This is a genomic window from Ruegeria haliotis, assembly GCF_013377785.1.
In the GTDB taxonomy this organism is placed as follows: Bacteria; Pseudomonadota; Alphaproteobacteria; order Rhodobacterales; family Rhodobacteraceae; genus Ruegeria; species Ruegeria haliotis.
The window spans coordinates 1-25590 of sequence record NZ_JABXWT010000026.1 but is presented as its reverse complement, the minus strand read 5'-3'; the positions used below and the strand labels follow the sequence as shown (position 1 = coordinate 25590).

The window sequence follows — 25590 nt, the reverse complement described above, 5'->3', positions numbered from 1 at the left end:
CTATGAATGACCACTTCGACGCCCCCAAGGGCAATTTCAGGGGCCACGACCGACAATCAGTTTGGACCCAGGAGCCCGATCCGGAACTGACCGAGGTTGGTCCCGGCACCCCCTGTGGCGAGTACCTGCGCCGGTTCTGGATGCCGGTTGCAATGACGGATCAGGTTGGTGATTTGCCCTATCGCCTTCGCATTCTGGGCGAAGATCTGGTGCTGTTTCGCGAGAAGAAAGAAGGCAAGCTGGGGTTGACCCACCTGCATTGCTGCCACCGTAACATGAGCCTTGAATTCGGCATCGTGGAGGAAGGTGGCATTCGCTGCTCTTATCACGGCTGGAAATATGGGCTGGACGGCACCATTCTGGAAACCCCCTGCGAACCGCCCGCGTCTCAGGTCAAGAAAAAGGCTTGTCTGGGGGCATATCCAGTCATTGAATACAAAGGGCTGGCCTTTGCCTTTATGGGCCCAGCCGAAGCGCAGCCACCCTTCCCTGTTATGGACACTTTCGATGACGAGGGTGACGAGCTGGCGCCCTACCTGATCAAATCCCCCTGCAACTGGCTTCAGGTCATGGAAAACGCCTGGGACCCATTCCACGTGGTCTACCTGCACACGCTGGCCGTACGCAGCCAGTTCATCGACGCCTTCGCCGAAATGCCAATGATCGAGTTTCATGACAGTGCCACTGGTGATTTTTATACCAATGTGCGGCGTGTGGACGACATCGTCTGGATCCGTATTCACGACCATATGCTGCCGTCATTTACCCAAAACGGCGGACATTTCCCGGTACCGGATGGATCGCGCTATTTTGGGCGATGCGGTCTGTCGCGCTGGATCACTCCGATTGACGACACGAACACAATGGTTATCGCCTGGCGTCATTTCCGCGACGCTTATGCCAATGATGATCCGAAGGGTCTGACTGACAAAAGCAAAGTGGGCTTTGGTAAGACCGATTTTTATGGACAGGATCCCGACCGCCCCTATGAAATGCGACAACGGGACCCCGGTGACTATGATGCCTGGGTCAGCCAGGGACCCAGAAACATCCATTCACGCGAAAATCTCAGCTTTACTGATCGCGGTGTGGCCAAGGCGCGGCGGTTGCTGCGAAATGCCATCCGCGCGCTGCAAAACGGAGAACGTCCTGCACAGCCGACAGATGGCTTCGCCGACCAGATCATCCCGACCTATGCCGGGGACACAATGCTGCGAATTCCTGTGCAGGAGGGGCGTGACGATGGCGCGGTTCTCAAGGAAATCTCGCATCAGGTGGCCGAGATCTACAAATCCGGCGATCACTTGCAGGGCGATGAGCGCAAGACGTTCATCAAAGATGCGCTAAAAAAATATGAAGCGAGTTGGTCATGACCACTCGCACCCCCCACAATCCCGGTCGTGTCGACTGGTCGGGCGAGAACCCGGGCATATACCTCAAACAGGACCCCGCACAGGAACGCTACGACACTCTGGCGCTGTTCTTCCGTGTTGTGCTTTCGCCCTATGGCCGAGGTCATGCGGCATTGATTTTGGGTGCGCCTGATCAAGCGTGCGGCTGGCCTCATGCCCCCAACCTGATCATGACCGACAACCAGCGGATGATGCGCTGGATCGTCGATGGCTGGGTGACAAAAATGCCAACCTTCATCAACAAAGCCGGTCTGGAGGCCATGACCTGGCTGGATTGCGATAGCGTTGAAAAACGCCCCAGTGACCTTAAAACCCGCTACTCCGAGACGCTGCGCGGTTCTGGTGTCACCGTTGACATGATCTGGCGTGACATGGGCCCGCCCCTGCCCGTCGAAGTGACCAAGGAAAACTCGGCCACCAAGGCGCATGAGATGTATTCGGTGTTTCTGGAGGCCAAGACAGCGCAAGTGGTGATCAACGGAACGCCCCTACCGGGCGACGTCGCTGATCGACAGTTCTTTGGCCGCAAGATGAGCACCGCCTTTCTGGCATTTTCCGAAACCTGGGTAACACCGCAGGAGGATCTGTAATGCCGTTGAACGAACCGATTACCCCCGGCACCGTTGACTGGACAGGTGAAAACCCGGGTATCCTGCTGAAGGATGGCGACGGCAATTTTTCGGCCATGGCGCTGTTTTTTCGGGTCGCGTGGTCGCCCGTTGGACAGGGACAGGTATTGCTGCTGTACGGAACTCCGGATCAGGTCGAAGGACCGCCCGAGGCGCCCAATGTGATCCTCAGCGACAATCCGGACCTGACTGCGTTCCTGAAAGACAATTTCATCAGCAAATTGGCGGCTTTTGCCAACGCCCCAGCCTTTGCCACTCTGCCTGAGATTGGCGCGCAAGCAGTGCGAAGCTCCGGCGATCCGATGAGCCACCGCTATACAGAGACCATAGTGGGCGAGGGCCTGACCATCGAGTTGGTCTGGGAAGGATTCGACCCACCACGCGCGCTAGAGTTGTCGCCGCACGAGGTCGCCTCGGGCGAGCAAAACATGTTCTCGCTATTGGTGCCTGCACATGCGGCGCAAATCATCGTCAATGGTACGCCGCTGCCGGGCAAGCTGGGAACACGGGTGCAGGCAGGATATGAAACCACCACCGCGTTCCTCTATTTCTCGGAGACGTGGATCATTCCACCGGAGGGCCCCTGATGTTGCATGTCGCCGATCAGTTGGCCTTTGACCGGGCGATGGTAACTCAACCGGTCTGGAACCGGTTCAATACGGCGGCTGACGCGCTGGATTTAGCAGACAACGTGTTGCTGCACGCAGGTCCGGCCTTTGCCAGCCCGGATTTGATCACTGTGCCAATCCTCAATTCAGCCTGCGTCGCTGCGGTTTGGCAGGGTCTGGCACGGGATTTCGATCAGGCCGAAGCGATGATCCTCAAAGGTGAAATCGAATTGAAACCCGCGCAGGATCACGATGTGGTCACTCCGCTGGCCGCTGTGGTATCGGCGGATATGCCGCTGCACACGATCTATGACGCCTGGCGCGGGCAGCAGCGTGTATTTACCCCGATCAACGCCGGTAGCCGTCCCGCGATGCGGCTGGGTCTGCGATCTGAGGCGGTGCTTGATCATATCCGATGGCTCAACACCCGGTTTCTGGACGTGTTGGACAAGGGGCTTGCCGAAGGTATAGCGCTCGTGCCGTTGGCCGTAACTGGCCTGATGGGCGGAGATGACTGCCACGGTCGCACACCCGTTGCAACAAACGCGCTCATTGCAGAACTCAAGGATCGCACGATTGGCGGGATTGACGACGAAGACGCGTTGGCTTTCATGGCCAGTTCACCGTCGCTGTTTCTCAACCTTTGGATGGCCGCCACCAAATGCATGATGAAGTTGGCCGAAGGTGTCGAAAGTGCAAGCTTTGTCACTGCCGCGGGCGGTAACGGGCGTGACGTCGGCATCCAAATCTCAGGTTTGCCGGGCCAATGGTTTACGATTGCAGCTGATCCGCCGAAAGGAAAATTCGTCGTCGACCTGCCGCAAGACAGGGCATTGGGTGCAATTGGTGACAGCGCCGTGGTCGAGGCTTTTGCTCTTGGCGCCATGGCCATCGAACTCAGCCCTGAGCAAAAGAAGGGACTGGGCGCCTTTCTGCCCGACAACGCACGGACGCGCAGCACGGGCTTGTCCGTAGGTACGCATCCATATTTTCGAACACTGGACATTCGCCTGGGCACCACCGCACGCGGCGCGGTGGCCGAAGGGTCGGGGCCGGTTATTGGTCTGGGTATCCTCGACAAACTTGGTGAAGCTGGTCGGCTGGGGGGCGGTATTTATGACATGCCGGTCACCCCGTTCTCTGCCGCCATGGACGCGTTGGAAAGATGACTAAACTTAACCGGTTCAGCGCGCATGAACTGGCCCAACTGATCCGCGCGGGTGATGTGAAACCTTCTGAAGTGATGGCGGCACATCTGGACCGCATTTCGCAACGGGAATCTGCGATTGGGGCGTTTCAATACCTCGACGCGGATCACGCCATGGAGCTTGCGCATGCTGCCGACACACTCCCAGTCGGCGGGCCGCTCCATGGCGTACCTTTTGTTATCAAAGACATAATCGATACAGAAGCCATGCCAACCGGTTGGGGCAGCGATCTTTATTCTGATCGACAACCAAACAAAAACGCCACCTGCGTGCAGGCTTTTCTGAACGCAGGCGCGATCCCGATCGGCAAAACGGTAACAACCGAGTTTGCCTATTTTCGACCGGGCAAGACTGCAAACCCGGCAAATCCCGACCATACCCCCGGCGGCTCCTCCTCCGGGTCTGCCGCTGCGGTTGCGGATTTCATGACCCCGTTGGGGTTTGGGTCACAAACTGCTGCTTCGCTAATTCGTCCCGCAGCGTATTGCGGGGTCTGCGGTTTCAAGCCAACCACTGGTAGTTACAATCTTAGCGGAGTGATGGGCCTGTCAGGCAGCCTCGATACACTTGGGGTTCTGGCGCGAGATCCGCGCGATCTGGCGTTGGCGGATGCAGTGCTGCGTGGAACAGAATTGACGCCGCCACCGGCATATGATGATGCTTTGCCCCGGATCGGTCTGATGCGCGGGCCTCATTGGGCTGACGGATCGGTGGAAATGCGTGACACCTGCACCCGTGCACTGGCCGCCATTGCAGCGACCAGAGCTGAAACAGGTGAAATCACCCATCCCCCATTGTTTGCCCGGCTTACACACGCGCAAATCATCGTCATGGGATACGAAGCAGCGCGCCTGCGCACCGCAGAGTACAATGTTGGCCTCCTCGGTATCAGTCAGCAATTCCACGATTTGTTATCCGACGGACTGCTGGTCTCAGAAGACGAATATCATACTGCGCTTGAGACCCGTGACCATGCACTAACTATGCTGGATCAAGTGTTCCGCGACGTGGATGCGCTGTTGGTGCCTTCGGCCCCTGGTCCGGCGCCGGTCGGGCTTGATGCGACGGGTGATCCGCTATTCTCGCGGATGTGGAACCTGTTACAGGTGCCCTCAATTGCCCTGCCCTTCGGCACAGATCGCTGTGGTCTGCCGCTGGGAATACAACTGATTGGCCCGCACGGAGCAGATAAGCGTTTGCTTGACATCGCCCAATGGGTGCACGGGATTCTGAAGGTATCCTGCTGAGCAGTATAAGCGTCGCCCACCTGGTGCTATCTCAACCAACCAACGGCAGCAATATTGCCAGAGACAGGGGGATACTCACCGCAGCGATTAAAGTTTGCAGGGTGACAATGGCGGCCATCAAAGGTGCGTCACCCCCCAGCTGTTTTGACAGCGTGTACGAGGAAGCACCTGTCGGCACCACGGCATAGACGACTGCGACTTGGAGTACGTTCTGCGGCAATCCAACCATTAGCCCGACAATCAGCACCACGACCGGAAAGATCACCATCTTGCCCGTAAATGCCAGGATCAGAGGCAACGCACTGGCCGCCATCGCGCGAACTCGCAAATTGGCGCCCACTGCCAGCAAGGTAATCGGCAGGGCTCCGGCACCCAGAACGTCGGCCACATCATGTATCACCGGAATCCGGTCCCCAATCAGTTGATTGGCCCCGACGGCCAACAGGATTGAAATGACATAAGGGTTGCGCGCCAGTTCGCGCAGGATAGCCACTGGTAAATTGGTGGCCTTGTTGTTTTGCAGGGCTCCGACCAGCATGATCACCATCACGATGTTGGTGATCGGCACCAGAATGGCGGTCGCTAGAATAGCGATGTCCAATCCCGTCGGACCAAACAGATTTGCCGCCAGTGCAAGCCCAATGAATGAGTTATGCCGGGCACTGCCTTGCAATATCGACGTACCTTGTGGCGCGGCAAAGCCAAAAAGGCGTGCGCTGATGACGGCAAACATCAGCGCCGCAACGAACCCACCCAGAATGGTGACCGAGTAAAGGCCAAGAGCGGATTTATCCAGTGGTGACAACGAGATCTTTGAAAACAACAGACAAGGCATCAGCACCCAGTAGACCAGCTTGTCGTTCAGATTCCAGAAATCGGTGCTGGGAATGCCACCTTTACGAAGGGCAAGGCCTAACGCGATGATCAGAAAGATCGGCAGGATAGAGGTCAGTGTCGTCAGCATGGTAATCCACGGGCAATAATGAGCACACCCAAACCCGACACTCTCACGGCGTGAATTTCAATGCCATTCGGCGTTGGATTTGTGTAGTGGCCATCATGTCCCTGCAGCATCGTCATCGATGACGCCCATTGCGTCGATCTCGACCAGTAACGACGGATCGGCCAATCCCTGTACGACCACCCCGGTTGAACAGTGGTGCACGCCGTCGAACCAGCGATTGATCGCCTCGTAAACAGCGGGGCGATACGAGATATCGGTGACATAAACTGTGAGTTTGCAGACATCTGACAAACTGCCCCCGGCTTCTTCCATCCAGCGCTGAATGTTGCGACAGGCCTGATCTGCCTGCGCGCCCGGGTCGTCTTCGCCAATCAACGTTCCGTCCAGTAATGTGCCGACCTGTCCCTGCATGAACACAAAATCACCCCGAGCCCGGATGGCCTTGGAATAGGTTGCCTGCGCATGATAGCGGGTCTGGTACTTGTGAATATGTGTTCGGGTCATTGCCGCTCCTGTCCTTAGGCAGTGGCGCGGGCCAGATAATCCTCGACCATGTCGCCAAAGCTCTGTTCGATCGCAAGTTCATACCCATCCTTGCATCGCATCACCAATGCCTTGAGGCCGAACAGGTCTGTGTAGGTAACCGTGTCATCGCCGAACTGACTGTCGTGTAAATCCAGCGGACAGGCAATGGCCATCACTTCGCCAGCCTGCGATCCTGTAACCCTAAAAAAGGTCAAGGTATCCGAAATCCGCACGATACTGACATCTGCGGGGCAATCGTTGGGTTTAAGTCGCGCCTCCAGCGCCTCTTCTTGACCCACTGGCGCGCGAGCAATCCAATGATCCCGCCCGATATGATACAGTTCGACCGCTTCCTTCTCTGTCCGCGAGTTTGGTTGATCGGGCAGGTTGGGCAAAGCGTTTCCCGCCCAGCTTTCAATCGCCGCTGACGCGCCTTTGAGGTCGAACAGTGCGTTCAGGCTCTGGCGTGTGATCTGTATGTCATAGCTCATCTCAGGACCTCAGCAACTTGCCGTCCGGATCGTGGAACACCGGCTTGGCGATGGTGATCGGGATCACCCCGTCTTTCAGACGCACATGGGCGGTTTCCCCATGCCGCGCGTGCCCGTTTTCCAGCAGCGCCAGCCCGACCCAGCGTTCGTTCACCACGCTCCAGACACAGGCGGTTACTAGCCCTTCGGTAGCCTCTTTTCGGCCCCCGAGGGTCAGCGGTGCGCCTTCGGGCACTTGCCGGTTGGGATCTCCTGGCAAAATGCCCACCAGTTCACGCCGCGTGCTGCCGCCTTCACGGCGCAGCGCGACCGAGCGCTTGCCCAGATAGTCAGGCTTTTTCTTAGACATGACCCAACCCATACTCAGATCATAGGCATCGACGGTGCCATCCACCTCGTGCCCCAGTGATAGAAAGCCCTTTTCGACCCGCAGAACATGGCTGGATTCCGAGCCCACGGGTAGAATGCCAAAAGGCGCACCCGCCTCCATAACCTTGGCCCACAGTTCTGCCATATGGCGTGGGGCGACGTTAACCTCGAATGACAGCTCGCCAGTGAAACTGACGCGCACGACACGGGCCGGGATCCCAGCCACAGTGCCATCCCTGAAGGACATAAAGGGAAACGCCTCGGGTGACAGATCTATGTCTGTCCCCAGCGCCTGCATGACATCGCGCGCGCGTGGACCGCAGATAGTAGCGTTGTTCCACTGGCTGGTCACGGTGGTGATCATGACCTGCCAGTCAGGGAATTCGGTCTGGAGCAGTTTTTCCATATGCTGGTTCACAGCGTCAGCATGACCCGTCGAAGTCGAGACCATCCAGCGGTGTTCATCCAACCGGAACGCCACCCCGTCATCCAGGATCAACCCGTCATCCGACAGCATCAGGCCGTAACGCCCGTCCCCAGGTTTTAGGCTGGACATGACATTGGAGTAGAGGAAGTCGAGAAAGCGCGGCACGTCGCGGCCCTTCAACTCGAACGTCCCGAGCGGCGAGCCGTCGTAGACGCCGACCCCTTCGCGTACCGCAAGACACTCGCGGTTCACCGCCTCCTGCAATCCCTCACCGGGCTTGGGAAAGTAGCCGGGACGGCGCCAGCGGGCACCAGCCTCGTACATCACTGCGCCATTGTCTTTGTTCCATTGCGTTACCGGCGTGTGCCGATATGGGAACAGCACGGATTCCTCGCGCAATCCGCCAATCGCACCAAATGAGACCGGCGTGTATGGAGAGCGGAAAGTTGTCGTGCCCACGTCCTGCAAGGGCACGCCTTTTTGCATTGCAACCGTGCCGATGATGTTGATGTTTCCGGTCTTGCCTTGATCGATCCCCATGCCGCCCGTGGTATAGCGTTTGACATGTTCGACATTGTCATAGCCTTCGCGCAAGGCCAGTTGAACATCACTGACAGACACATCGTTCTGAAGGTCCAGAAACGCCTTGCCGCGTTGACCCGGGACATCAACACGCCAGAGTGGTTCGATCGCATATGGCAAGTCCAAGCCGCCTTGAACAATCCGGTCCAACGTCAGATCCCCGGCCGCTGCACCAATCGCGCGGCAGGCTTGAGCGGCTGCGTCAGGCACAAACGCACTCAGGTCTTCATCAAACCGCAGGGGGCTGCGGGATTGTGACCACAGATGCACAGTTGGATTCCAGCCGCCCGAATGGCCCAGCAAATCACAATCGATCCAGGTGTCTGCGCCACTTTTCGCTGAAACTGCGTGTACTGCACGCAGGCGCTTATGACCTTTCACACCTGCGGCCACTGTCCCAGTGTGAACGGTGATACCTTGCGCTGTATCCAATGCCTCTTGCGGCACCGTATCGCGGCTGTCTAGGATTGCTTCAACCGTCACTCCGGCTGCGACCAGATCTGCGGCAACCGCATAGACGCTGTTGTTGTTTGTAAACAAAACCACCCGCTGACCCGGCGCTACACCCCAGCGGTTCACATAAGCCTGCACGGATGAGGCCAGCATGACGCCGGGCCGGTCATTGTCGGCAAAGACCATTGCGCGTTCGGTGGCCCCGGTGGCAATAACCACTTCGCCCGCACGGACCCGCCAACTGCGTTCCAGTACACTGCCCTGTTCCGGTTCGCGTTCGTTGACGATCAGCAGGTTATGCTCGCGATAGGCCCAGACGGTCGCGTTTTGCAGATGGGTGACGTTGCCCATCCCCCGCAGCTCCTGCACCGCATCAGCCACCCAGTCCATCGCGGGCTGTCCGTTGATAGTCAGGTTCCGATTCAAAAGGCTACCGCCCGCCTCGGTTCCTTCATCCGCGATAAACACGCGTTTGCCTGCCCGACCCGCCTCTAATGCGGCTTGCAACCCGGCGGGACCTGCACCGGCGATCAGAACATCGGCATGCGCGTGCCGCGCTTCGAAATGACCTGACGACGGTGGTTGCGCCGGTGCCGCCGCCAACCCGGCGGCTTTGCGGATTGTCGGCTCAAACAGGTGCCAGTTGGGCCATTTGAACGTTTTGTAATAGAATCCCGCAGGAATGAAACGAGCAAACAGTTGGTTGATTCCGCTCACATCAAAGTCGGGCGAAGGCCAGCAATTGACCGACCGGGCACTCAGCCCGTCGCGCAGTGGCACCGTGGTTGCCGGGCGGTTTCCCGATGCATCCTCGCCGTCCAGTTCCACCAAGGTGGCCGGTTCCTCGGGCCCGTGGCCGACAATACCGCGCGGGCGATGGTATTTGAAACTACGGGCGGTGACACGCACCCCGTTGGCCAGCAATGCCGAGGCCAGCGTATCACCTTCGTAGCCTTCGTAGGATTTACCGTTGAACTGAAAGCGTACCGGACGATTGCGATCTATACGCCCACCAGAGGCGCGGCGGTTACTCTGAGCCATTGGGCGCCTCCACGATGTCATGGGTTCGGGTGTCACGCCAGATCGTCAGCCATTCACCGCAGCCGCGCGCATGCCACCATTTTTCCTGCACCGGCCCCAGTGGGTTTGGCGCAATTGTCAGGTATTCGACCCATTCTGCATCGCTGACGGCATTTGGGTCGGGTCGGGCAGCCACTACTGGGCCACCAAAGATGAATTCGCTTTCGTTGCGTTTGCCGCAGAATGGGCAGGGGATGAGCATCATGGTCCTGTCCTATCGTGCGGTCGTCGTGCCAGCTTCCATCACGAAATCCAGATGGCGGAAGCGGTCGAGGGTGAATGAAGACATCAACGGGTGCGGCTCGTCTTTTGCCACCAGATGCGCAAGCGTCAGACCGCCCGCCGGGATCGCCTTGTAGCCGCCCCACCATCCGGCGGTGACAAACAGCCCCGGCACTTCGGTCTGATCCATAATGGGCGAGGCATCGTGGGCAATATCCAGATGCCCACCCCATTGCCGCATCAGCTTGAGCTTCTTGAAGCTGGGGAAGAGGGACAGCATTGAGGTCACGGTGTCTTCGAACACGTTTTGCTTGATATCGCGGCGAAAGCTTTGCCCCATGTCGGGTGCGCCGCCGATCACCATTTCGCCCTTGTCGGATTGGCTGAAATAGAAACCGCTGTCCGGGCAATTCACGATCACATCGACCAGCGGCTGCACCGGTTCGGACACAAAGGCCGTCAGGTTCATCGTCCGCAATGGTAGTTTCAGACCTGCTGTTTCCGTCAGGGTCGTCGTGTGACCAGACACAGCCACAACAACCTTTTTGGCCCGAACTGTTCCTTGATTGGTTTCAACCCCTTCAATCGCGCCATCCGCCCCCCGGATCAGCGACTGCACGGCGGTTTGTTGGTGTATTTCGACGCCCATGGCATCCGCCGCACGGGCATAGCCCCAGGCCACCGCATCATGTCGGTTTACGCCCGCATCCGTATGGACCATGCCGCAAATGATCGGCAAGCGCGCATCGGGCCCGCCGCCGGTCAGTGCGGGGATGCGGCGGCGCAGTTCGTCTGTTGTGATCTGCTCATAGGTCGAACCGTAGATATCCATCACCAATTGCCTGCGCCGAAGCTCGCGCAGCTTAGGCCAGGTTTGCACAACATCCACCATCGTGCGTTTGGAGTGCATCATGTTGAAGTTGAGCTCTTTCGTAAGCCCTTCGTACATGGACACGGATTTGACGTAGAACGGGATCGACTCGTCGCGCATATAGTTCGACCGGATCGTCACAGTATTGCGCGCGATGTTGCCGCCGCCCAGCCAGCCACGGTCCAGAACGGCCACATCAGTGATGCCAAATTCTTTGGCCAGGCAATAGGCGGTGGCCAGGCCATGCCCCCCCGCCCCGATCACCACAACCTCATACTGATCTTTCAGGGGTGGGCTCCGCCAAGCCAAGGGCCAGTTGCGGTGCCCAGAAAGCGCATTTCGGGCGAGTGAGAACAGAGAATATTTTTGCATGGTAGTAACAATATTTATCAAGGAACAAAATTCGTCAATAAATAAATTTACCCGGACGCACACCGACTTTCGTTCACACAACGTTTGAGTGATCCATCGAAGGAGCACAAACATAGCTTGCTCTGGCTCGGTCAGACGATTTCGGTTAGCATGCACCATGTCTTTGCGTATCAAACAGTTTCACCAAAGCCTTGCTGGCAGTTGGTCGGCCCGGTCGAAGTGGCCCTGTTTCATCGTCAATTGCCGCAGCTCCCCAGTTTTCTGACTCCATGTGAACCCGGGCGTATCACGCCTGCTTTGTATAGCCGCCCCGAAACATGGGCGGATGATATGGATGGAAAAGCAATGACAAAAACCACTGATCTAAGGGCTGTTCAGGATGCCTATACGCGCGACGGTGTCGTGTTACTGAAGAATATCTTGTCGGATGAATGGCTAAGCAAGCTACGTCACGCGGTGGATACTGAGGTCGAAAAGAGTGACCGGTATTTCGCCTATAAGAACATGCGTGAAACTCCGGGCGTGTTTCAGGATTACTGCCTGACCTCGGATATCGGGCGACGTGTGGCCGAGGTAGCGGGCAGCCCATGGACATCCCTGATCTACGACCAGATTTTCGCAAAGGAACCCGGAACCCAAACGCAGACCGGATGGCACACAGATCAGCCCTATTGGCCGGTGTCAGGTCCGATCATGACCATGTGGATCGCGCTTGATCCTGTGGACCCGGACAATGGGGCGTTGGAATTTGTGCGTGGCTCACATGCCTGGGGCGCCAAATACCGGCCATTCAAGACTGATCAGTTGGGTGGGTTCCTGCACTATCTGGAACAAGACAATCCCGACTATATCGACATGCCGGATTTCGAAGCGAACCGGTCCGAATACGACATCTTTCACTTTGAGAATATGAGGCCCGGAGACGCTCTGGCATTCGACGGGATGACCGTACATTCGGCGATGGGCAACAGGACCTCAACCCGCCGTCGGCGCGGGTATGCGATACGCTTTGCAGTCGAGGGCGCGACCTATGAGCCGCGCGATGCAGTTACCGAATGGCTGCACGATGACAGTCTGAAATCTGGGGCACCGTTCGCCGGTGGCCGGTTCCCGGTTATCTACGAAACAACCTGAGGAAAGGGGCCGGGAAATCCGGCCCTTTTTCGTTGTCAGGCGCTCTGCAAAACGCCTTCTGGCGTGGTACTCTCGGCCTCGATGGCGCGGCCTAGGACACGCCGGAACTGCTTAGCTCCGGCATCAAGGCCCAGATCAATATGTGGCGTTTTGGCGTGTTTCATGCCCTGATGAACTTCTTCCAGCACATCCTTATCCTCAAGAAATGCCATTCGTGCGCCGTCATTCATATATTTCGACACTTCGGCATTATCGGAAAGGGAGTTGCGATGCTGGAACCAGAAATATCTGGTTCTATCCTCATCAATCGGTGTCATGAAATTGTATGAGATATTAATGAATGTCTCATCAACCGGATCCTTGTCATACCCACCTGTGCCAATCGGAGTATAAATGGACTTGTTCAATCCGATTGCAGGCATACACATCTCATAGTGTTGCAGGCGGTCGCAATCACCTTCAAACGAGACCAGCTTGGCGTAATAGGGTGAAGGCGGCTTTTTCTCGATCCAGCGCGATACGATCACACCGCGATCTGTCTTTTCCACGTTCAGTGGCTCTTCGTCCGTCCCTGCCCCGGCAAACGAGGACACATGAACCCACGCCACATGACTGGGATCAAGCAGGTTGTCACAAACCCACAGATAATGGCAGTCGATATCCATTACCCCGCCATCGGTCAGCCCCCAGCTGGTATCGTCGAAATTCTCCACCGGGAAAATTTTGTCCGGATCGGCCAAGGCGGGGTCCCCCATCCAGATCCACAGCAACCGATAACGGTCGACCACCGGATAGGATTTCACCACCGCCCGCCGTGGGGTCATTCCCCGCTGGGTCGGGCTGTCGATGCATTTTCCCGAACAATCGAAGGTTAAACCGTGGTAGCCACATTCTACCAAATCGCCTTTCAGATTGCCTTTTGACAAAGGTAGTTTGCGATGCGGACACGCGTCTTCCAGTGCTACCGGAGTGCCATCCTGCTGGCGATAGAGTACGACGTTTTCGCCCAAAAAGGTCTCGGCCCTCAGCGCGTGACCGATATCCTTGCTCCATGCAGCGACATACCAGCAGTTCTTAAGATACATGATCCTGCTCTCCGTTAATTCAGTTGGCTTGTGCCAGTATGGAGCAGCATGCCTACCCTCCGCCATGCGGGATTGGTAATGTGTAATATAAGGTGGGCTAATTTGAACCGGCGACGACTGGTGGAATGTCAGGTTGCGATTTGGCTTCGGCCTGAATCCAGTTCAGGAATTCGCTGACCTTCTGGCTGTCCTTCGTTTCATGCCGCCGTACCAGCCAATAAGACAACGGAGATTGCGTCAGATACGGAAAAGGACGCACCAACCGCCCTTCCGACAGTGAATCGATGACCAGCGGCTCACGCCCTAATGCCACGCCCAACCCTTCGATTGCGGCCTGTACAACCATGTTCGATTGCCCCAACTGGCGTGTGCGCAGTGTTGTTGGCAAGTTCAGATCACATTGTCGGGCCCAGAATTCCCATGTCGGACTGGCCGCACCATGGTGCAGGTTTTCGTCCACTAGTAACGTATGGCGAAACAGATCCTCGATACTGTGCAACTCGGGCAACAGGCCCGGTGCACAGACAGGAAATAGTCGCTCATTCATCAACAAATCTGTCTGAAACCCGGGATATTCGCCCAGCCCATACCTGATGCCTATATCCGCATCAGCGCCGGAAAAGGGATGTTGACCAGTATCGGTGGCGATCGAAATTGAAAGGTCGGGATGCGCCAGATCAAAGTGAATTAGGCGTGGAAACAACCAGTTAAACGCAAAGCCCGGCAGGCACGAAATAACGATCGTCCGATCACTGCGCGTTTTGTCACGCAATTGTGCGCAGACATCCGAGATACGCCCCAACCCATCTGATATTGCCAGCGCCAGCTGCTCGCCCTCGCGGGTTGGTCGCGACTGGCGCGCACCGCGTACCAACAGTTCACGGCCAAGCCATTCTTCCAGAGATCTTACATGCTGACTTACGGCACTCTGACTGACGCCCAGTTCCTCGGCAGCTGGTGAAAAGCCGGAATGGCGCACCACAGCTTCGAAGGCACGCAGCGCGGAATATGGTAGATTCAAGATCATATTAGTCATCCTAATGTCAGCCATTATTTCTTTCAAATGGATTAGAGACGGTTGAGGGCATTAGATTTGTTAAAATCAGATACTAGGGGGTATCAATGTCCGACACGACGCCCGAGCAAGGCGCGCGAAACCTGCTGGTGAACTGCGCCCATGCAACCGCAGGTGACCGGCTGCTGATCGCATTCGAGCCGCCGGAATTCGGATATTTTGATGCCAATTGCGTGGATGTCGTCAACAAGGCGGCCCAAAATCTGGGGCTGGCCGTTGATGCTGTTGATGTGGGCTTCAATCCCGACAACCCGCATCTTTCGCCCGCTCTTCTGGCCAGGTTTCAGGCTGCGGATATCATTCTGTTTCTGGCGCGCCTCGGGGACCAGCTGCGGTTTTCAGACATGCCACAGGGCAAAAGGATCATCGTCAGCTTTGCCGTGAACAAAGAGCTGCTGGGTTCGGGCTTTTCAAACGGGCACCACGATGCATTCCTGGAGCTTAAGGCCGACGTCAACGCGGTGCTTGATGCGGCTCAGGAAGTTCGGATCACCTGCCCATTGGGAACTGACGTGCGCGGACGCCCGATGATGGACCTGAAGCCCACGGGAGATACCTCGATCCTGCGGTTTCCAATGTCCGTCTTCACACCAGTTCCAGCCCACAGCTTTTCCGGCCGGGTGGCCGTCAGCTTCCTGACGGGCACAGGATCCAAATATTATGACGATTACACGATCGAATTCGACCGGCCCGTTTTTGCGATGATGGAAAATGGTCGGTTAACGCGGTTCGAGGGCGATCCCGTCAACGCCGCGCGCGCCGAGGCTCACTATGACCGGGTTGCCGGGCAATTCGGCATTGATCGCAATTTTGTACATTCCTGGCACGCAGGGATTCACCCGGGCTGCGGATATCCCTGGGATATGCGTGACAATTATGAACGTTGGGGCGGATCTGCCTTTGGAAATCCGCGCATTCTGCATTTCCACACTTGCGGAGCCTATGCACCCGGTGAAATCAGTTGGAATGTGATTGATCCGACCATTGCAATCAACGGTGTGACTTACTGGGATAACGGTGTTTTTCTTGCCGAACGTCTACCCAACGGTCAATCCATTCTTGACCGGCATTCCTGCGCAGCGGCCCTGTTTGCCGACCCTGACCCAAATATCGGACTGCAAGCGGCTGTCTGACCATTCCTGTCTTGATCGAATCGCAATCTGACAGGATAATCCTATATTAATAGGGCCTCTCCGAGTTGGCCCTATGGTGCGGAGCACTCCCGTCTCCGGTGCCGGTTTATGCGCAGTGGGCAACGCCCCCGCACCGGCAAAATTATGGAACTCACATGTCAAAAGCAATCGTCACGCCGCTGACTCAGGCCTTGGCCGAAGGAAAACTTACGCGCGAAGAACTCAAGAGATTTATGCAGCGCTCAAACGGACCGGGCTTGCGCCGCCTTGCACTTTGGATCCTGTTACTCGCTTTTACCACGACGCTGATCACACTGTCTTGGAACAGCTGGCTGCTCTGGCCTGCAATGTTTCTTCAGGGTGTCGTTCTGGTCCATCACTTTTCGCTGCAACATGAATGTGTGCACTACACCGTGTTCCGAACACGTTGGCTGAATGATCTGGTCGGTCAGATCTGCGGGTTGATCATCATTCTGCCGCATCGGTTTTTTCGATACGAGCATTGTGATCATCACACCTATACCCAGTTGACCGGCGAAGATCCCGAACTGATCCCCCTGCCCAAAACGCTTGGTCAGTATTTCCTCTATCTCTCGGCCCTGCCCTACTGGCGTGGTAAGTTCACTGAGGTGTTCCGCCACGCACGCGGTAACCTCAGTGAGGTAGAGCTGCGCTTTATTCCCAAGGTCGAACATAAGGCGGTCTTTTGGGATGCCCGCCGGATGCTTGCCCTCTACGGGGCTGTTTTTCTGGCTATGGCCCTGACGGGTTGGTGGGGTCTGATCTGGTACTGGATTATTCCATTATTTCTGGGTGAACCAGTTATGAGGTTTGTGCGCATGACTGAACATGTGGGGCGGCCTACAGTTGCCCAGATGTCGGAAAACACCCGAACCAATCTGGTTTCATCGCCAATGGCTTTTTTGTGCTGGAACATGAACTATCATGCGGAACATCATTATGTGGCGTCGGTCCCCTTTCACGCGCTGCCGCGGCTGCATGAAAAACTGAAGGACCACATCTTTGTCGAAAAGGGCGGCTATCTGGCCGCGCACCGCGACATTCTGCGCCAGATCCTGCGACGCAACCCCGGACAAAAGGCAGAGGTCTGACAGATGGTAAGTGAAAAACCATGGCGCGACGTGGTCGAGGCCTCAAAACTGGAGAAAAACTGGGTCACACGGATCGAGATCGGGCCGCGTCTCATAGCGATCTATGATACGCCCAGCGGTGTCTATGCGTCGCTGGCGCTGTGCAACCACGGTGGCGCAGATCTATGCGACGGCTATTTTGATGGCCATGTGATTGAATGCCCCCTGCATCAAGGCGCATTTGATGTACGAGATGGTAACCCCGTTTCGGCACCGGCAACGCGGGCAATGCGCGTTTTTGAAACCCGGATTGAAAATGGCATGGTTCAGGTCAGGCTATGACTGCGTCCAGCCCCTGACAGACACTTGTGTCAGGCGGGGGCTGGTACCCCGGGCATAGCCACATATCCGGGCAGAGCCTCGATCTGCCTGATCCAGTTTTGCACCGACGGGTACGGGGACAATGGAACGTTCCCCTGATAAGACAGCGCGGCGTAAGGGTAGCAGGCCAGATCTGCCAGAGTCAGCTGGCCGCAAGCCAGCCAAGGGCTGCCGGACAAGTGCCGCTCCATTGTCTCCAGCGATGAATGAGCCAGTGCTTGTGGTCCGGTCAGATCAATATCCCGTTCAAACAGAACAATTGCTCTGGCCGTTGCCAGTCCGTGAAATACTTCATTGACCGAAAAGGACAGCCACTGCTGAATCTCGCCGTGTTCTTCAGGTGTCTTGGGGGCCCAACTCGCCGCGTCGTATTTTTGCGCCAGATACATCATGATCGCGGTGCTGTCGCGCAGAACAAACCCATCATCATCGAGGACGGGCACCTTGTGCAGCGGGTTAATGCGCAGGAACTGTGCCTGTGTCTGATCTCCGTTCAACAGATCGACGTCGATCAACTGATATTCAAGGTGCAGCATCGACAATAACATGCGGACTTTGTGACAACTGCCGGACAGCTTGAAATCAAAAAGACGTATCATTCGGGCCGACCGACCTATCGTTTGTCCGACCGCTTCTCGAGACGGGCAAAGATACGGCTGAGGCTGAAACAGACGATAAAGTAGAAGGCTGCAGTTGTGATCCAGGCCTCGAAAATCATGCGCGAAGATGCGACGAGTTCGACGGTCTTATAAGTCAATTCCTGTACTGAGATCAGCGACAGGATCGAACTGTCCTTGATCAGCGAAATGAACTGATTGGCCAATGGCGGGACCACTTTTTTCAAGGCTTGCGGCAGAACCACGTAGCGCAGTTCCTGAAGTTGGCTCATCCCGATCGATCGAGCGGCCTCGCGCTGGCCTTTGGGGATCGACTGAATACCCGCCCGGATAATTTCCCCAACAAAGGCGCTTTCGAACAAGGCCAGAACGATGACGCCCGACACAAGCGAAGGAAAACGCCGCATTTCACCGAAGAAGAAAGTCCAGATCTGGTTGTTCTCTTGCCGCGCGATACCACGTGCCCAGCGTTCGAGGTTCAGCGCGTCGATCAATTGTTGGGACAGGAAAAAGAAGAAGATAAAGACAACAACAACTGGTGGCACGTTGCGTAGAAATTCAAGATAAGTCCGCGCCAGCATCCGGATCGTCAGATTGGCTGAACACCGCGCAACACCCAGAAATGTGCCCAGAATCAGTGCCAGAATACCGGAATAAATGCTGATGCGGATCGTGGCCACCAAGCCCTGCAAGAACAGGTTGGCAAAATATTCCTCACGACCGGAATGCCAACCTACAACATAGCCGGGGATCAACTCCCACCGCCAATTGTAGTTGAGAGTGCCCTCGATCGATAGCCAGATGTATCCAAAAAACGCGAAAAGAGTCGCCATAATCAGGTAATCAGGCCATCTGAGTTTTTTGATGAAATTCTGCACCCGGCGTGCTCCGTTTCAGATCCGGAGGGTGGCAATCACCCTCCGGCGCATTGTCTTTATTGTGCGACCTGGTCGGCCCATTCGTTGGACGCAAACCAGTAATCGTGACGCTCTTGCAACCAACCAGACCGCCATTGCTGCGCAATCCAGTTGTTGAAGAAGTTCATGGCATCCGGATCTCCTTTGCGCAGTCCAAAGGCTTCGCCGCGCTGATCATAAAGGTTTTCGAATGGCACGACTAAGGTATCAGGATACTGCGCTGCGTCGCGGTTCGGCGTCGGCTGTGCCGCCATCGAAGCATGGGCATTACCGTTTAGAACCTCTTGGGTCGATGCGCCGTCCTCGTCAAACAACAGCAGTGTCGCATCAGGGAAATTCTCGGCGATGACCACGGCTGGCGTCGCACCACGACGCGCAACAAATGTCACGTCAGGCTTGTTGAAATCTTCAAGCGCCATACCTTCGGTCAGCGATTGGTTGGCCAGAATAGCCAGACCTGAGTAGGCGTAAGGATCGGTAAAGTTGATCGTCAGGTTCCGCTGTGCGGTCACAGACATACCTGAAATGATCACGTCAAAGTTGCCCGACACCAAAGCAGGGATGATGCCATCCCAGGCGGTTGGTACAAACTCGACCTCGACACCCATGTCTTCGGCCAGCTTGCGCCCGACATCCAGTTCGAACCCGATCAGATCGCCATTTTTATCGCGCATTGACCATGGCACGAACAACGATAGGCCAATCCGGACTACCCCGTCCTGTTTGATGGTTTCAATTACACTTTCGCTGGACAGGCCTTGGGTCGCGCTTTGCGCCCAGCTTGAGGTCGCCATTCCAGTCGCCACGACCGCGCCCAGTGCTACCCCGAGCATTCTGCGAGAAAGCTTCATCTTGGTTCTCCTTGTTGTCCGGTTAATTTTTTGGGTTTATTGGTCGACGGCATATTTCTTCTCCAGATGGCTTACGCCTATCGACAGGATCAGGGTCACCACCAGATAAACCAGTGCGATGGTGAACCAGATTTCGAAACTCATGTAGGTGTCAGAAATGATGTTGCGCCCGAACGTGGTCAGTTCGGCAACCGCAATGACACTGACAATCGCCGAGGATTTGATCAGGTGAACAACCTCGCCGGTCATGGGCGGCAACATAAAGCGAACCGATTGCGGCAGGATGATATAGCGATAGGTTTGATAGGGGCTCATACCAATGGACTTGGCCGCCTCCCACTGGCCGGTGGGGATGGCGTTGATCCCTGCCCGCAAAATCTCGGATATCAACGCAGAATGGAATACCGCCAGGGTCAGGATACTGGCGGTATAGCGATCAAAACCAAAAATAGGTCCCAGAACATAGTAGAACAGATAAAGCAGAACCAGCAGCGGAATGTTCCGGATCAGTTCAAGATACCCAATTGCGACGGCTGATCCTACGACCAACCCAGACAACCGCAACAGCGCCACAAGTAATCCAAGGAATGTTGCCAGCAAAAAGGCCGTAACGGACAGTTTGATGGTGGCGACCAGACCGATTGGAATTTCGCCCCATTCAAACCCAATCTCGGTGTTTCGGTACAAAAACTGCGGCACCCGGTACCATTGCCAGTTATATCCCATACCCTGCGCGCCGGCATAGGACCCGTAGGCAATCAGACCCACAACGATGGTGTAGATTGCGATCGATACAGGAACCGAGTCAAAAAACCGCTTGTAGACTGGCGGTTTAGGCAGTGGTTGGCCTTTTGGCCCTGATATGCCCAGATCGCTCATGTCAGTGTTCCAGTATCTGGTTCAGGAACAGGCGGCAGCGTTCGCTGGAGGGGTTGGTGAAGAACTGTTCAGGAGGCGAGATTTCGACGATCTGGCCTGCTTCCATAAAGACCATCGTATCGGCGACCTTGCGGGCAAACCCCATCTCGTGCGTAACCACGACCATAGTCATGCCGGTATCGGCCAGTTCAACCATTACATCCAGCACTTCGTTGATCATCTCGGGATCAAGGGCGGAGGTCGGCTCATCAAACAGCATGATCCGGGTTTCCATGCACAACGACCGTGCAATGGCCACACGCTGTTGCTGACCACCCGATAGCTGAGCCGGGTACTTATCGGCCTGCTCGGGAATGTGAACCCGGTCCAGATAATTGCGCGCAGTCTCTTCGGCCTGCGCTTTGGAAATCTTGCGCACTTTCATCGGACCGATCGTCAGATTTTCCAGGACGGTCAGGTGCGGAAACAGATTGAACTGCTGAAAGACCATGCCGACCTCTTGTCGCAGGTCACGGATTTCCTTGGCTCCTTCATAAACTTCGATCCCATCAATCACGAGGCGTCCGGAATTGTGCCATTCCAAGCCGTTGAAGCATCGGATTAACGTGGATTTCCCCGATCCGGAAGGGCCGCAAATCACCACTTTCTGACCTTGGTGAACTGTTAGATCAATATTCTTCAACGCGTGGAATGCGCCGTAGAATTTGTCCAGATTGGTGACCTCGATCATAGGAGCGGGTTGGTTCATGCCGGGCCTGCGGTGTCGTGGGAGCGCATTATCTGATGTCCTGGTGAAAGGGTGAAATCAGGGCTGGAGACCTTCTTTCCTGAAAATCCGGCACGCCTGTCAGTCGTCTTGACACGACCAGAAACCTGCCCAGACAGCAGCCGCCGGCTTGGCGGCGCGATTGAGTGGAGCAATCGGACAAGGGTATAGAATCCTCAATTCTGTTGCACGCTAATTAATATGGTTGCTTAATATGCAATATTCGTCAATAAAAAACTCAGCAGCAGCCTGGGATTACCCAAAACGCAAGCTGACGATCAAGGGAGGAAATGTGAATGTCTGCCTGGATTCGGATGATATCTGACGAAGATGCCGACGATCAGCTAAAGTCCATTCTGGACCTCGCGCGCACGCCGCATGGGACGGTGGACAATGTCATGCGCGTGCATTCGTTGCGGCCCAATACGATGAAAGGACATGTCATTTTGTATCGGGCCTGTCTGCATGATCAGGCCAATACGGTGCCGATGTGGTTTCAGGAAGTCGTCAGCTCTTATGTATCCACACTGAACACCTGCCCCTATTCCTATGCCAACCACTGGGCCAACGCCCGGCATCTGATTGCCGATGATGCCCGCGCCGATAAGATCGAAGCCGCGTTAAAGACCCGCCGCCCACAGGACGCATTTGACGGGGCACATTTGGCCGCGCTGATCTATGCCGAAAAACTGACCCTGTCGCCCGGCACCATGGCCAAAACGGATGCAATCGCCCTGAAGGACGCGGGTTGGGAAGATGGCGAGATCCTCGAAATCAATCAGATCGTCGGGTATTTCAACTACGCCAATCGGTTGCTGAACGGTCTGGGCGTCACCACAGATGGAGATGTCGTGGGTTACTACGCCGACGAGTGACAGGAGATATCATGCAAGGTGACACTCCGGGAAGACAGATTGACCGCGCTATCGGCGCTTCGCTGAAGGAGCTGCGCCAAAGCCGTAAACAATCCGCCCGCCGACTGGCCGAGCAATCCGGCATATCGGCAGCGATGGTCAGCCGTATTGAGAACGGGCTGGTCTCGCCGTCAATCGACACGTTGGCCGCTCTGGCCGAGGCGCTGGAGGTCCCCATCATCTCATTGTTCCGCGAAGCGCGCACAGATCACACGGATTTCACCATTGTCCGCCACGGGCAGGGATTGAAATCCGTACGGCTGGCTGACGGTCATTCGCATGAATACGTCAATCTGGCGCTTCATTCCCGAAAAGACCTGCGATTTCAGGCCCGCCGCGTAATTCTGATGCGCGACGAAGGGCGACCCCCAACCTATGTGGGCCACGGCGTGGTATTTGTTCAGGCGCTCGAGGGTGAGGCAATATATCGTTATGGCGAGGCCCGGTTCACCCTGTCGGCCGGAGACAGTGTCAGTGTCGATGCCGAACTGAACCACGGGTTTGAAGAGGTCCTTACACCAGAGTTCGTTTTTTTGACGGTTCAGGCTGAACGACCGTAATGACCTGCTGACATGGCCATCCCAACCGAACTTGATCTGACACGCGGGCCGATCTCGTCCCATTTTCGTACCCTCGCCATCCCCGGCGCCGTCGGGATGCTGTTCAACACGCTGTATAATGTCGTGGACATGTTCTTTGCCGGTCTTCTGTCCACCAGCGCTCAGGCCGGGCTGGCGCTTGGGTTTCAGGCCTTCTTCATTGCCATATCGGTTGGCGTGGGACTGGGGGCCGCGATGAGCGCACTTGTCGGTAACGCTTTGGGGGCCGGGGATCTTCGCAAGGCCCGTCGGCTGGCCGCGCAAGGGATGAGTTATGGGTTCATCGCGGCCTCTGTGCTGGCGCTGGCGGGGCTATGGTATGGTCCGGCACTGATCCATCTGGTTTCCGAACCGGGTTCATACCGTAGTGCGGGGCTGCGCTATTTCCATTGGTTGCTTCTGGCGTTACCCGGGTTCCTACTGGCCTTTGGATGCAATGGAATCCTTCAGGCACACGGGGATGCAGTTTCAATGCAGCGCGCGCTCGTCGTGGCGTTTTTCGCCAATATCGCGCTGAACCCCCTGTTGATCTATGGTATTCCTGGGTTGGTCCCAGGCATCGGTTTCGATGGCCTGGCCGTCTCGACTGTGATCAGTCAAACCGGTGTCATGATCTTTATGATCCGACAAGTGCTCCGACGGCGCAGAATGCGGCGTATGCGCGCCCGCAACTTTGTCCCACGTTTGGAAAAGTTGTCTGAAATATCGGTTCAGGTTCTGCCGACGGCAACATCCTTTATGGTGATGTTATTGTCAGGTTTCGTCATGCAATATGCCCTGAAAATCTTTGGTGAACACGCAATTGCAGGCCATGGAGTTGCCATTCGCCTAGAGCAGATTCTGCTATTGCCCGTGCTGGGGGTTACCGGAGCGCTGCTTCCAATTGCATCCCAGAACTTTGGTGCCCATGAATTCGCGAGGGTAAGGGAAGCTCTGTTCCATTGCTGGAAAGTCGGGTTCATCATGACGGCCATTGCAGCCCCTTTGTTGTGGATTTTTGGTCGACCGATGCTGGGGCTGTTTACAGATGATCCCGAAGTTATTCGCGTCGGTTTGAGTTATTTGCGCGTCGATTGCTTAATTCTGCCGTTTTACATGATGTTGTTTTCGATCAACTCCCTTTTGCAAGCGTTGAAACGACCAATCTGGACTGTATGGATAAGCCTGTATCGACAAGGTTTTGGAGTTGCCTTTTTTGTCTGGGTTTTTGTTGGATTACTTGGCTTTAACGAAACTGGTGTTTGGTTTGGCACTGCGGCTGCCGTTGTTACGGGATGGATGATAGCCCTGATCATGACCACCCATGTAACACGGCGCGAAATTGGGGGGCTTCGGCTTAAGCCCAGCAACCCCTAGAGCAATTCAAAAGGTCAGAACCGGTAGACATGCACGCCACTATGGCCGAGTGAGACGTTCGGGTTGATCGCTCCATTTTGAATGGGCGAGTCACGAGATATTCTCCGTCGATTACCGTTTGGACGCAGCACAGAAGTCCTGACGCGTGTAGGTCATTGACACCTCCTCCAACAGTAGAAATCCAATTTCGTCTTTTTTCTGCCAGCATAACTATTTTACTATTAGGAAAGATTGATGCTAAGATAATCCAAATTGCAAAGGGTGTTGCCCTGCACCAACTTGCGAAACCGGCTTGGACAAGTGTAGCAGTGCATTGAAGCTATGAAATTGAAAAAACACGACGCAGAAATGGTGGTAAATCTGACGCAGGATCCACATTCCGTTCAACCCGGTGAACGTGAAAAAGTACTCGAAGTAGCCATTGGCAGAGAGGTCCGTGCCTTCCGCAAACAGCAAAACATCACCGTTGCAGATCTGGCCAGACTGACCGGATTGTCGATTGGCATGTTGTCCAAGATCGAGAATGGCAACACATCGCCCTCGTTGACGACGCTGCAATCCCTGGCCGATGCGCTCTCAGTTCCTTTGACAAGCTTTTTCCGCCAGTTCGAAGAACGTCGAGAGGCGGTTCACACAAAAGCAGGCGAAGGTGTAGAGCTTGAGCGCGAGGGGACGCGCGCAAATCACCAATACAATCTGCTGGGACATATAGGGGCCAATGGATCGGGAGTGATCGTCGAGCCTTACTTGATCACGTTGACGGAAGAGTCTGATGTGTTTCCGACCTTCCAGCATGGCGGTATCGAGACGATCTACATGCTGGAAGGTGAAGTTGACTATCGCCATGGGGACCAGATTTATCCACTGCAACCGGGCGATACCCTGTTCTTTGATGCTGACGCACCGCACGGACCGGAACGATTGGTCACCCTGCCCGCGCGTTACATCTCGGTGATCAGCTATCCGCAGGCAAACTGATCGGTTTGCGCAGCATAGTGATTTTCGACACCGGTAAAGCCCGTCTTGCCAAGAGAGACGGTGAAATCCAGGCCCAATCCTTGCAGTGTATCGCCGCAGGTTTCGTCGTCGACGGGTAGAGCAGATAGCTTTCAGTGCGCAGCAGGTCGAGCGTCCAAAACTGAGCCGTTGACCTAGTTGAAATTGGGCCGACCTATCCCTTCCAGAGTTAAGACGTTCTAATGGTCATCGTTGGCGTGATTTCTGATTTCACGCCCGTTGCCCCTAAGGAAAAAAGCTTTCCTACCATTATTGATGCCTTGCAGATTTGTTGCTACCGTCGAATCGTAACGAAACAAACAAGGAGATCTGCCA

Annotated in this window: 26 protein-coding genes and 1 pseudogene; 13 read left to right on the top strand and 14 right to left on the bottom strand. The window is 55.8% G+C overall.

Annotated elements, in window-relative coordinates:
• The first annotated feature begins 2 nt into the window (after window positions 1–2).
• The 5 genes from HW561_RS21950 to HW561_RS21930 are packed head-to-tail and all read left to right on the top strand — an operon-like array spanning window position 3 to window position 5104.
• A complete protein-coding gene (locus HW561_RS21950; protein ID WP_176867492.1) occupies window positions 3–1373 on the top strand; it encodes a Rieske 2Fe-2S domain-containing protein in 1371 nt (456 codons plus the stop codon).
• Window positions 1370–2002: a hypothetical protein gene (locus HW561_RS21945; RefSeq protein WP_176867491.1), complete on the top strand. Its 633-nt coding sequence runs from the start codon at window positions 1370–1372 to the stop codon at window positions 2000–2002. Before HW561_RS21950 ends, HW561_RS21945 begins: the two co-directional genes overlap by 4 nt.
• Window positions 2002–2628: a hypothetical protein gene (locus HW561_RS21940; protein ID WP_176867490.1), complete on the top strand. Its 627-nt coding sequence runs from the start codon at window positions 2002–2004 to the stop codon at window positions 2626–2628. Before HW561_RS21945 ends, HW561_RS21940 begins: the two co-directional genes overlap by 1 nt.
• The gene (locus HW561_RS21935; RefSeq protein ID WP_176867489.1) at window positions 2628–3818 is read left to right on the top strand and encodes a YlbE family protein; all 1191 of its coding nucleotides are present in this window, start codon (window positions 2628–2630) and stop codon (window positions 3816–3818) included. The genes HW561_RS21940 and HW561_RS21935 overlap by 1 nt, the downstream gene beginning before the upstream one ends.
• Window positions 3815–5104: an amidase gene (locus tag HW561_RS21930; protein ID WP_176867488.1), complete on the top strand. Its 1290-nt coding sequence runs from the start codon at window positions 3815–3817 to the stop codon at window positions 5102–5104. The genes HW561_RS21935 and HW561_RS21930 overlap by 4 nt, the downstream gene beginning before the upstream one ends.
• Before the next feature lie 31 nt (window positions 5105–5135).
• Here HW561_RS21930 and HW561_RS21925 read toward each other — a convergent pair whose 3' ends face one another.
• From HW561_RS21925 to HW561_RS21900, 6 genes are all read right to left on the bottom strand, one after another.
• Entirely contained in the window at window positions 5136–6068 is a 933-nt protein-coding gene (locus HW561_RS21925) for an AEC family transporter (RefSeq protein ID WP_176867487.1), read from the bottom strand.
• A 93-nt stretch (window positions 6069–6161) separates the two neighbouring features.
• Window positions 6162–6572: a RidA family protein gene (locus HW561_RS21920; RefSeq protein ID WP_176867486.1), complete on the bottom strand. Its 411-nt coding sequence runs from the start codon at window positions 6570–6572 to the stop codon at window positions 6162–6164.
• A gap of 14 nt (window positions 6573–6586) precedes the next feature.
• Window positions 6587–7084 carry a sarcosine oxidase subunit gamma family protein gene (locus HW561_RS21915; protein WP_176867485.1) on the bottom strand — a complete coding sequence of 166 codons (498 nt, stop codon included), beginning with the start codon at window positions 7082–7084 and terminating at the stop codon, window positions 6587–6589.
• A gap of 1 nt (window position 7085) precedes the next feature.
• A complete protein-coding gene (locus HW561_RS21910; RefSeq protein ID WP_176867484.1) occupies window positions 7086–9956 on the bottom strand; it encodes a 2Fe-2S iron-sulfur cluster-binding protein in 2871 nt (956 codons plus the stop codon).
• Window positions 9943–10200, bottom strand: coding sequence for a sarcosine oxidase subunit delta (locus HW561_RS21905; protein ID WP_176867483.1), 258 nt, complete (start codon window positions 10198–10200; stop codon window positions 9943–9945). The genes HW561_RS21910 and HW561_RS21905 overlap by 14 nt, the downstream gene beginning before the upstream one ends.
• A gap of 9 nt (window positions 10201–10209) precedes the next feature.
• Entirely contained in the window at window positions 10210–11460 is a 1251-nt protein-coding gene (locus HW561_RS21900) for an FAD-dependent oxidoreductase (protein WP_176867482.1), read from the bottom strand.
• 345 nt (window positions 11461–11805) lie between these two features.
• Here HW561_RS21900 and HW561_RS21895 point away from each other — a divergent pair, with 345 nt between their 5' ends.
• Window positions 11806–12594, top strand: coding sequence for a phytanoyl-CoA dioxygenase family protein (locus tag HW561_RS21895; protein ID WP_235963033.1), 789 nt, complete (start codon window positions 11806–11808; stop codon window positions 12592–12594).
• Between the two features lie 35 nt (window positions 12595–12629).
• Here HW561_RS21895 and HW561_RS21890 read toward each other — a convergent pair whose 3' ends face one another.
• Window positions 12630–13679, bottom strand: a complete 1050-nt coding sequence (locus HW561_RS21890) for an aromatic ring-hydroxylating dioxygenase subunit alpha (RefSeq protein WP_176867480.1) — start codon at window positions 13677–13679, stop codon at window positions 12630–12632.
• A 97-nt stretch (window positions 13680–13776) separates the two neighbouring features.
• Window positions 13777–14706 (bottom strand): LysR substrate-binding domain-containing protein, encoded by a 930-nt coding sequence (locus HW561_RS21885; RefSeq protein WP_176867479.1) that lies wholly within the window; start codon window positions 14704–14706, stop codon window positions 13777–13779.
• Between the two features lie 95 nt (window positions 14707–14801).
• On the opposite strand from HW561_RS21885, the gene HW561_RS21880 reads away from it, so the two are divergent.
• The 3 genes from HW561_RS21880 to HW561_RS21870 all read left to right on the top strand — a co-directional run bounded on the left by HW561_RS21880 (window position 14802) and on the right by HW561_RS21870 (window position 17320).
• Complete coding sequence (locus tag HW561_RS21880; protein ID WP_176867478.1) at window positions 14802–15887, top strand: hypothetical protein; 1086 nt, start codon at window positions 14802–14804, stop codon at window positions 15885–15887.
• A gap of 155 nt (window positions 15888–16042) precedes the next feature.
• Entirely contained in the window at window positions 16043–16999 is a 957-nt protein-coding gene (locus HW561_RS21875) for a fatty acid desaturase family protein (RefSeq protein WP_176867477.1), read from the top strand.
• A gap of 3 nt (window positions 17000–17002) precedes the next feature.
• A complete protein-coding gene (locus tag HW561_RS21870; protein ID WP_176867476.1) occupies window positions 17003–17320 on the top strand; it encodes a non-heme iron oxygenase ferredoxin subunit in 318 nt (105 codons plus the stop codon).
• A 29-nt stretch (window positions 17321–17349) separates the two neighbouring features.
• Here HW561_RS21870 and HW561_RS21865 read toward each other — a convergent pair whose 3' ends face one another.
• The 5 genes from HW561_RS21865 to HW561_RS21845 all read right to left on the bottom strand — a co-directional run bounded on the left by HW561_RS21865 (window position 17350) and on the right by HW561_RS21845 (window position 21371).
• The gene (locus tag HW561_RS21865; RefSeq protein ID WP_176867475.1) at window positions 17350–17958 is read right to left on the bottom strand and encodes a glutathione S-transferase family protein; all 609 of its coding nucleotides are present in this window, start codon (window positions 17956–17958) and stop codon (window positions 17350–17352) included.
• A 14-nt stretch (window positions 17959–17972) separates the two neighbouring features.
• Window positions 17973–18809 carry an amino acid ABC transporter permease gene (locus HW561_RS21860; RefSeq protein WP_211198735.1) on the bottom strand — a complete coding sequence of 279 codons (837 nt, stop codon included), beginning with the start codon at window positions 18807–18809 and terminating at the stop codon, window positions 17973–17975.
• A gap of 101 nt (window positions 18810–18910) precedes the next feature.
• The gene (locus HW561_RS21855; RefSeq protein ID WP_176867473.1) at window positions 18911–19744 is read right to left on the bottom strand and encodes a transporter substrate-binding domain-containing protein; all 834 of its coding nucleotides are present in this window, start codon (window positions 19742–19744) and stop codon (window positions 18911–18913) included.
• Between the two features lie 36 nt (window positions 19745–19780).
• Window positions 19781–20623 (bottom strand): amino acid ABC transporter permease, encoded by an 843-nt coding sequence (locus HW561_RS21850; RefSeq protein WP_176867472.1) that lies wholly within the window; start codon window positions 20621–20623, stop codon window positions 19781–19783.
• Between the two features lies 1 nt (window position 20624).
• The gene (locus tag HW561_RS21845) at window positions 20625–21371 is read right to left on the bottom strand and encodes an amino acid ABC transporter ATP-binding protein (RefSeq protein WP_328803323.1); all 747 of its coding nucleotides are present in this window, start codon (window positions 21369–21371) and stop codon (window positions 20625–20627) included.
• A gap of 314 nt (window positions 21372–21685) precedes the next feature.
• Here HW561_RS21845 and HW561_RS21840 point away from each other — a divergent pair, with 314 nt between their 5' ends.
• The 4 genes from HW561_RS21840 (at window position 21686) to HW561_RS21825 (ending at window position 25236) form a co-directional block, all read left to right on the top strand.
• Entirely contained in the window at window positions 21686–22264 is a 579-nt protein-coding gene (locus HW561_RS21840; RefSeq protein ID WP_176867471.1) for a carboxymuconolactone decarboxylase family protein, read from the top strand.
• Window positions 22265–22275: 11 nt separating this feature from the next.
• The gene (locus HW561_RS21835) at window positions 22276–22863 is read left to right on the top strand and encodes a helix-turn-helix domain-containing protein (protein WP_176867470.1); all 588 of its coding nucleotides are present in this window, start codon (window positions 22276–22278) and stop codon (window positions 22861–22863) included.
• Window positions 22864–22875: 12 nt separating this feature from the next.
• Window positions 22876–24258, top strand: a complete 1383-nt coding sequence (locus HW561_RS21830) for an MATE family efflux transporter (protein ID WP_176867469.1) — start codon at window positions 22876–22878, stop codon at window positions 24256–24258.
• 321 nt (window positions 24259–24579) lie between these two features.
• Window positions 24580–25236: a helix-turn-helix domain-containing protein gene (locus tag HW561_RS21825; RefSeq protein ID WP_176867468.1), complete on the top strand. Its 657-nt coding sequence runs from the start codon at window positions 24580–24582 to the stop codon at window positions 25234–25236.
• A 5-nt stretch (window positions 25237–25241) separates the two neighbouring features.
• On the opposite strand, the pseudogene HW561_RS24095 reads toward HW561_RS21825, so the two are convergent.
• Window positions 25242–25399: pseudogene (locus HW561_RS24095) on the bottom strand (aminomethyl transferase family protein); the annotation flags it as partial.
• Window positions 25400–25590: the final 191 nt, after the last annotated feature.

Bases quoted from the DNA above. Each gene is read 5' to 3' on its own strand.
- HW561_RS21950 (WP_176867492.1), top strand. From the start codon at position 3: ATGAATGACCACTTCGACGCCCCCAAGGGCAATTTCAGGGGCCACGAC.
- HW561_RS21945 (WP_176867491.1), top strand. From the start codon at position 1,370: ATGACCACTCGCACCCCCCACAATCCCGGTCGTGTCGACTGGTCGGGC.
- HW561_RS21940 (WP_176867490.1), top strand. From the start codon at position 2,002: ATGCCGTTGAACGAACCGATTACCCCCGGCACCGTTGACTGGACAGGT.
- HW561_RS21935 (WP_176867489.1), top strand. From the start codon at position 2,628: ATGTTGCATGTCGCCGATCAGTTGGCCTTTGACCGGGCGATGGTAACT.
- HW561_RS21930 (WP_176867488.1), top strand. From the start codon at position 3,815: ATGACTAAACTTAACCGGTTCAGCGCGCATGAACTGGCCCAACTGATC.
- HW561_RS21925 (WP_176867487.1), bottom strand. From the start codon at position 6,068: ATGCTGACGACACTGACCTCTATCCTGCCGATCTTTCTGATCATCGCG.
- HW561_RS21920 (WP_176867486.1), bottom strand. From the start codon at position 6,572: ATGACCCGAACACATATTCACAAGTACCAGACCCGCTATCATGCGCAG.
- HW561_RS21915 (WP_176867485.1), bottom strand. From the start codon at position 7,084: ATGAGCTATGACATACAGATCACACGCCAGAGCCTGAACGCACTGTTC.
- HW561_RS21910 (WP_176867484.1), bottom strand. From the start codon at position 9,956: ATGGCTCAGAGTAACCGCCGCGCCTCTGGTGGGCGTATAGATCGCAAT.
- HW561_RS21905 (WP_176867483.1), bottom strand. From the start codon at position 10,200: ATGATGCTCATCCCCTGCCCATTCTGCGGCAAACGCAACGAAAGCGAA.
- HW561_RS21900 (WP_176867482.1), bottom strand. From the start codon at position 11,460: ATGCAAAAATATTCTCTGTTCTCACTCGCCCGAAATGCGCTTTCTGGG.
- HW561_RS21895 (WP_235963033.1), top strand. From the start codon at position 11,806: ATGACAAAAACCACTGATCTAAGGGCTGTTCAGGATGCCTATACGCGC.
- HW561_RS21890 (WP_176867480.1), bottom strand. From the start codon at position 13,679: ATGTATCTTAAGAACTGCTGGTATGTCGCTGCATGGAGCAAGGATATC.
- HW561_RS21885 (WP_176867479.1), bottom strand. From the start codon at position 14,706: ATGATCTTGAATCTACCATATTCCGCGCTGCGTGCCTTCGAAGCTGTG.
- HW561_RS21880 (WP_176867478.1), top strand. From the start codon at position 14,802: ATGTCCGACACGACGCCCGAGCAAGGCGCGCGAAACCTGCTGGTGAAC.
- HW561_RS21875 (WP_176867477.1), top strand. From the start codon at position 16,043: ATGTCAAAAGCAATCGTCACGCCGCTGACTCAGGCCTTGGCCGAAGGA.
- HW561_RS21870 (WP_176867476.1), top strand. From the start codon at position 17,003: ATGGTAAGTGAAAAACCATGGCGCGACGTGGTCGAGGCCTCAAAACTG.
- HW561_RS21865 (WP_176867475.1), bottom strand. From the start codon at position 17,958: ATGATACGTCTTTTTGATTTCAAGCTGTCCGGCAGTTGTCACAAAGTC.
- HW561_RS21860 (WP_211198735.1), bottom strand. From the start codon at position 18,809: ATGGCGACTCTTTTCGCGTTTTTTGGATACATCTGGCTATCGATCGAG.
- HW561_RS21855 (WP_176867473.1), bottom strand. From the start codon at position 19,744: ATGAAGCTTTCTCGCAGAATGCTCGGGGTAGCACTGGGCGCGGTCGTG.
- HW561_RS21850 (WP_176867472.1), bottom strand. From the start codon at position 20,623: ATGAGCGATCTGGGCATATCAGGGCCAAAAGGCCAACCACTGCCTAAA.
- HW561_RS21845 (WP_328803323.1), bottom strand. From the start codon at position 21,371: ATGAACCAACCCGCTCCTATGATCGAGGTCACCAATCTGGACAAATTC.
- HW561_RS21840 (WP_176867471.1), top strand. From the start codon at position 21,686: ATGTCTGCCTGGATTCGGATGATATCTGACGAAGATGCCGACGATCAG.
- HW561_RS21835 (WP_176867470.1), top strand. From the start codon at position 22,276: ATGCAAGGTGACACTCCGGGAAGACAGATTGACCGCGCTATCGGCGCT.
- HW561_RS21830 (WP_176867469.1), top strand. From the start codon at position 22,876: ATGGCCATCCCAACCGAACTTGATCTGACACGCGGGCCGATCTCGTCC.
- HW561_RS21825 (WP_176867468.1), top strand. From the start codon at position 24,580: ATGAAATTGAAAAAACACGACGCAGAAATGGTGGTAAATCTGACGCAG.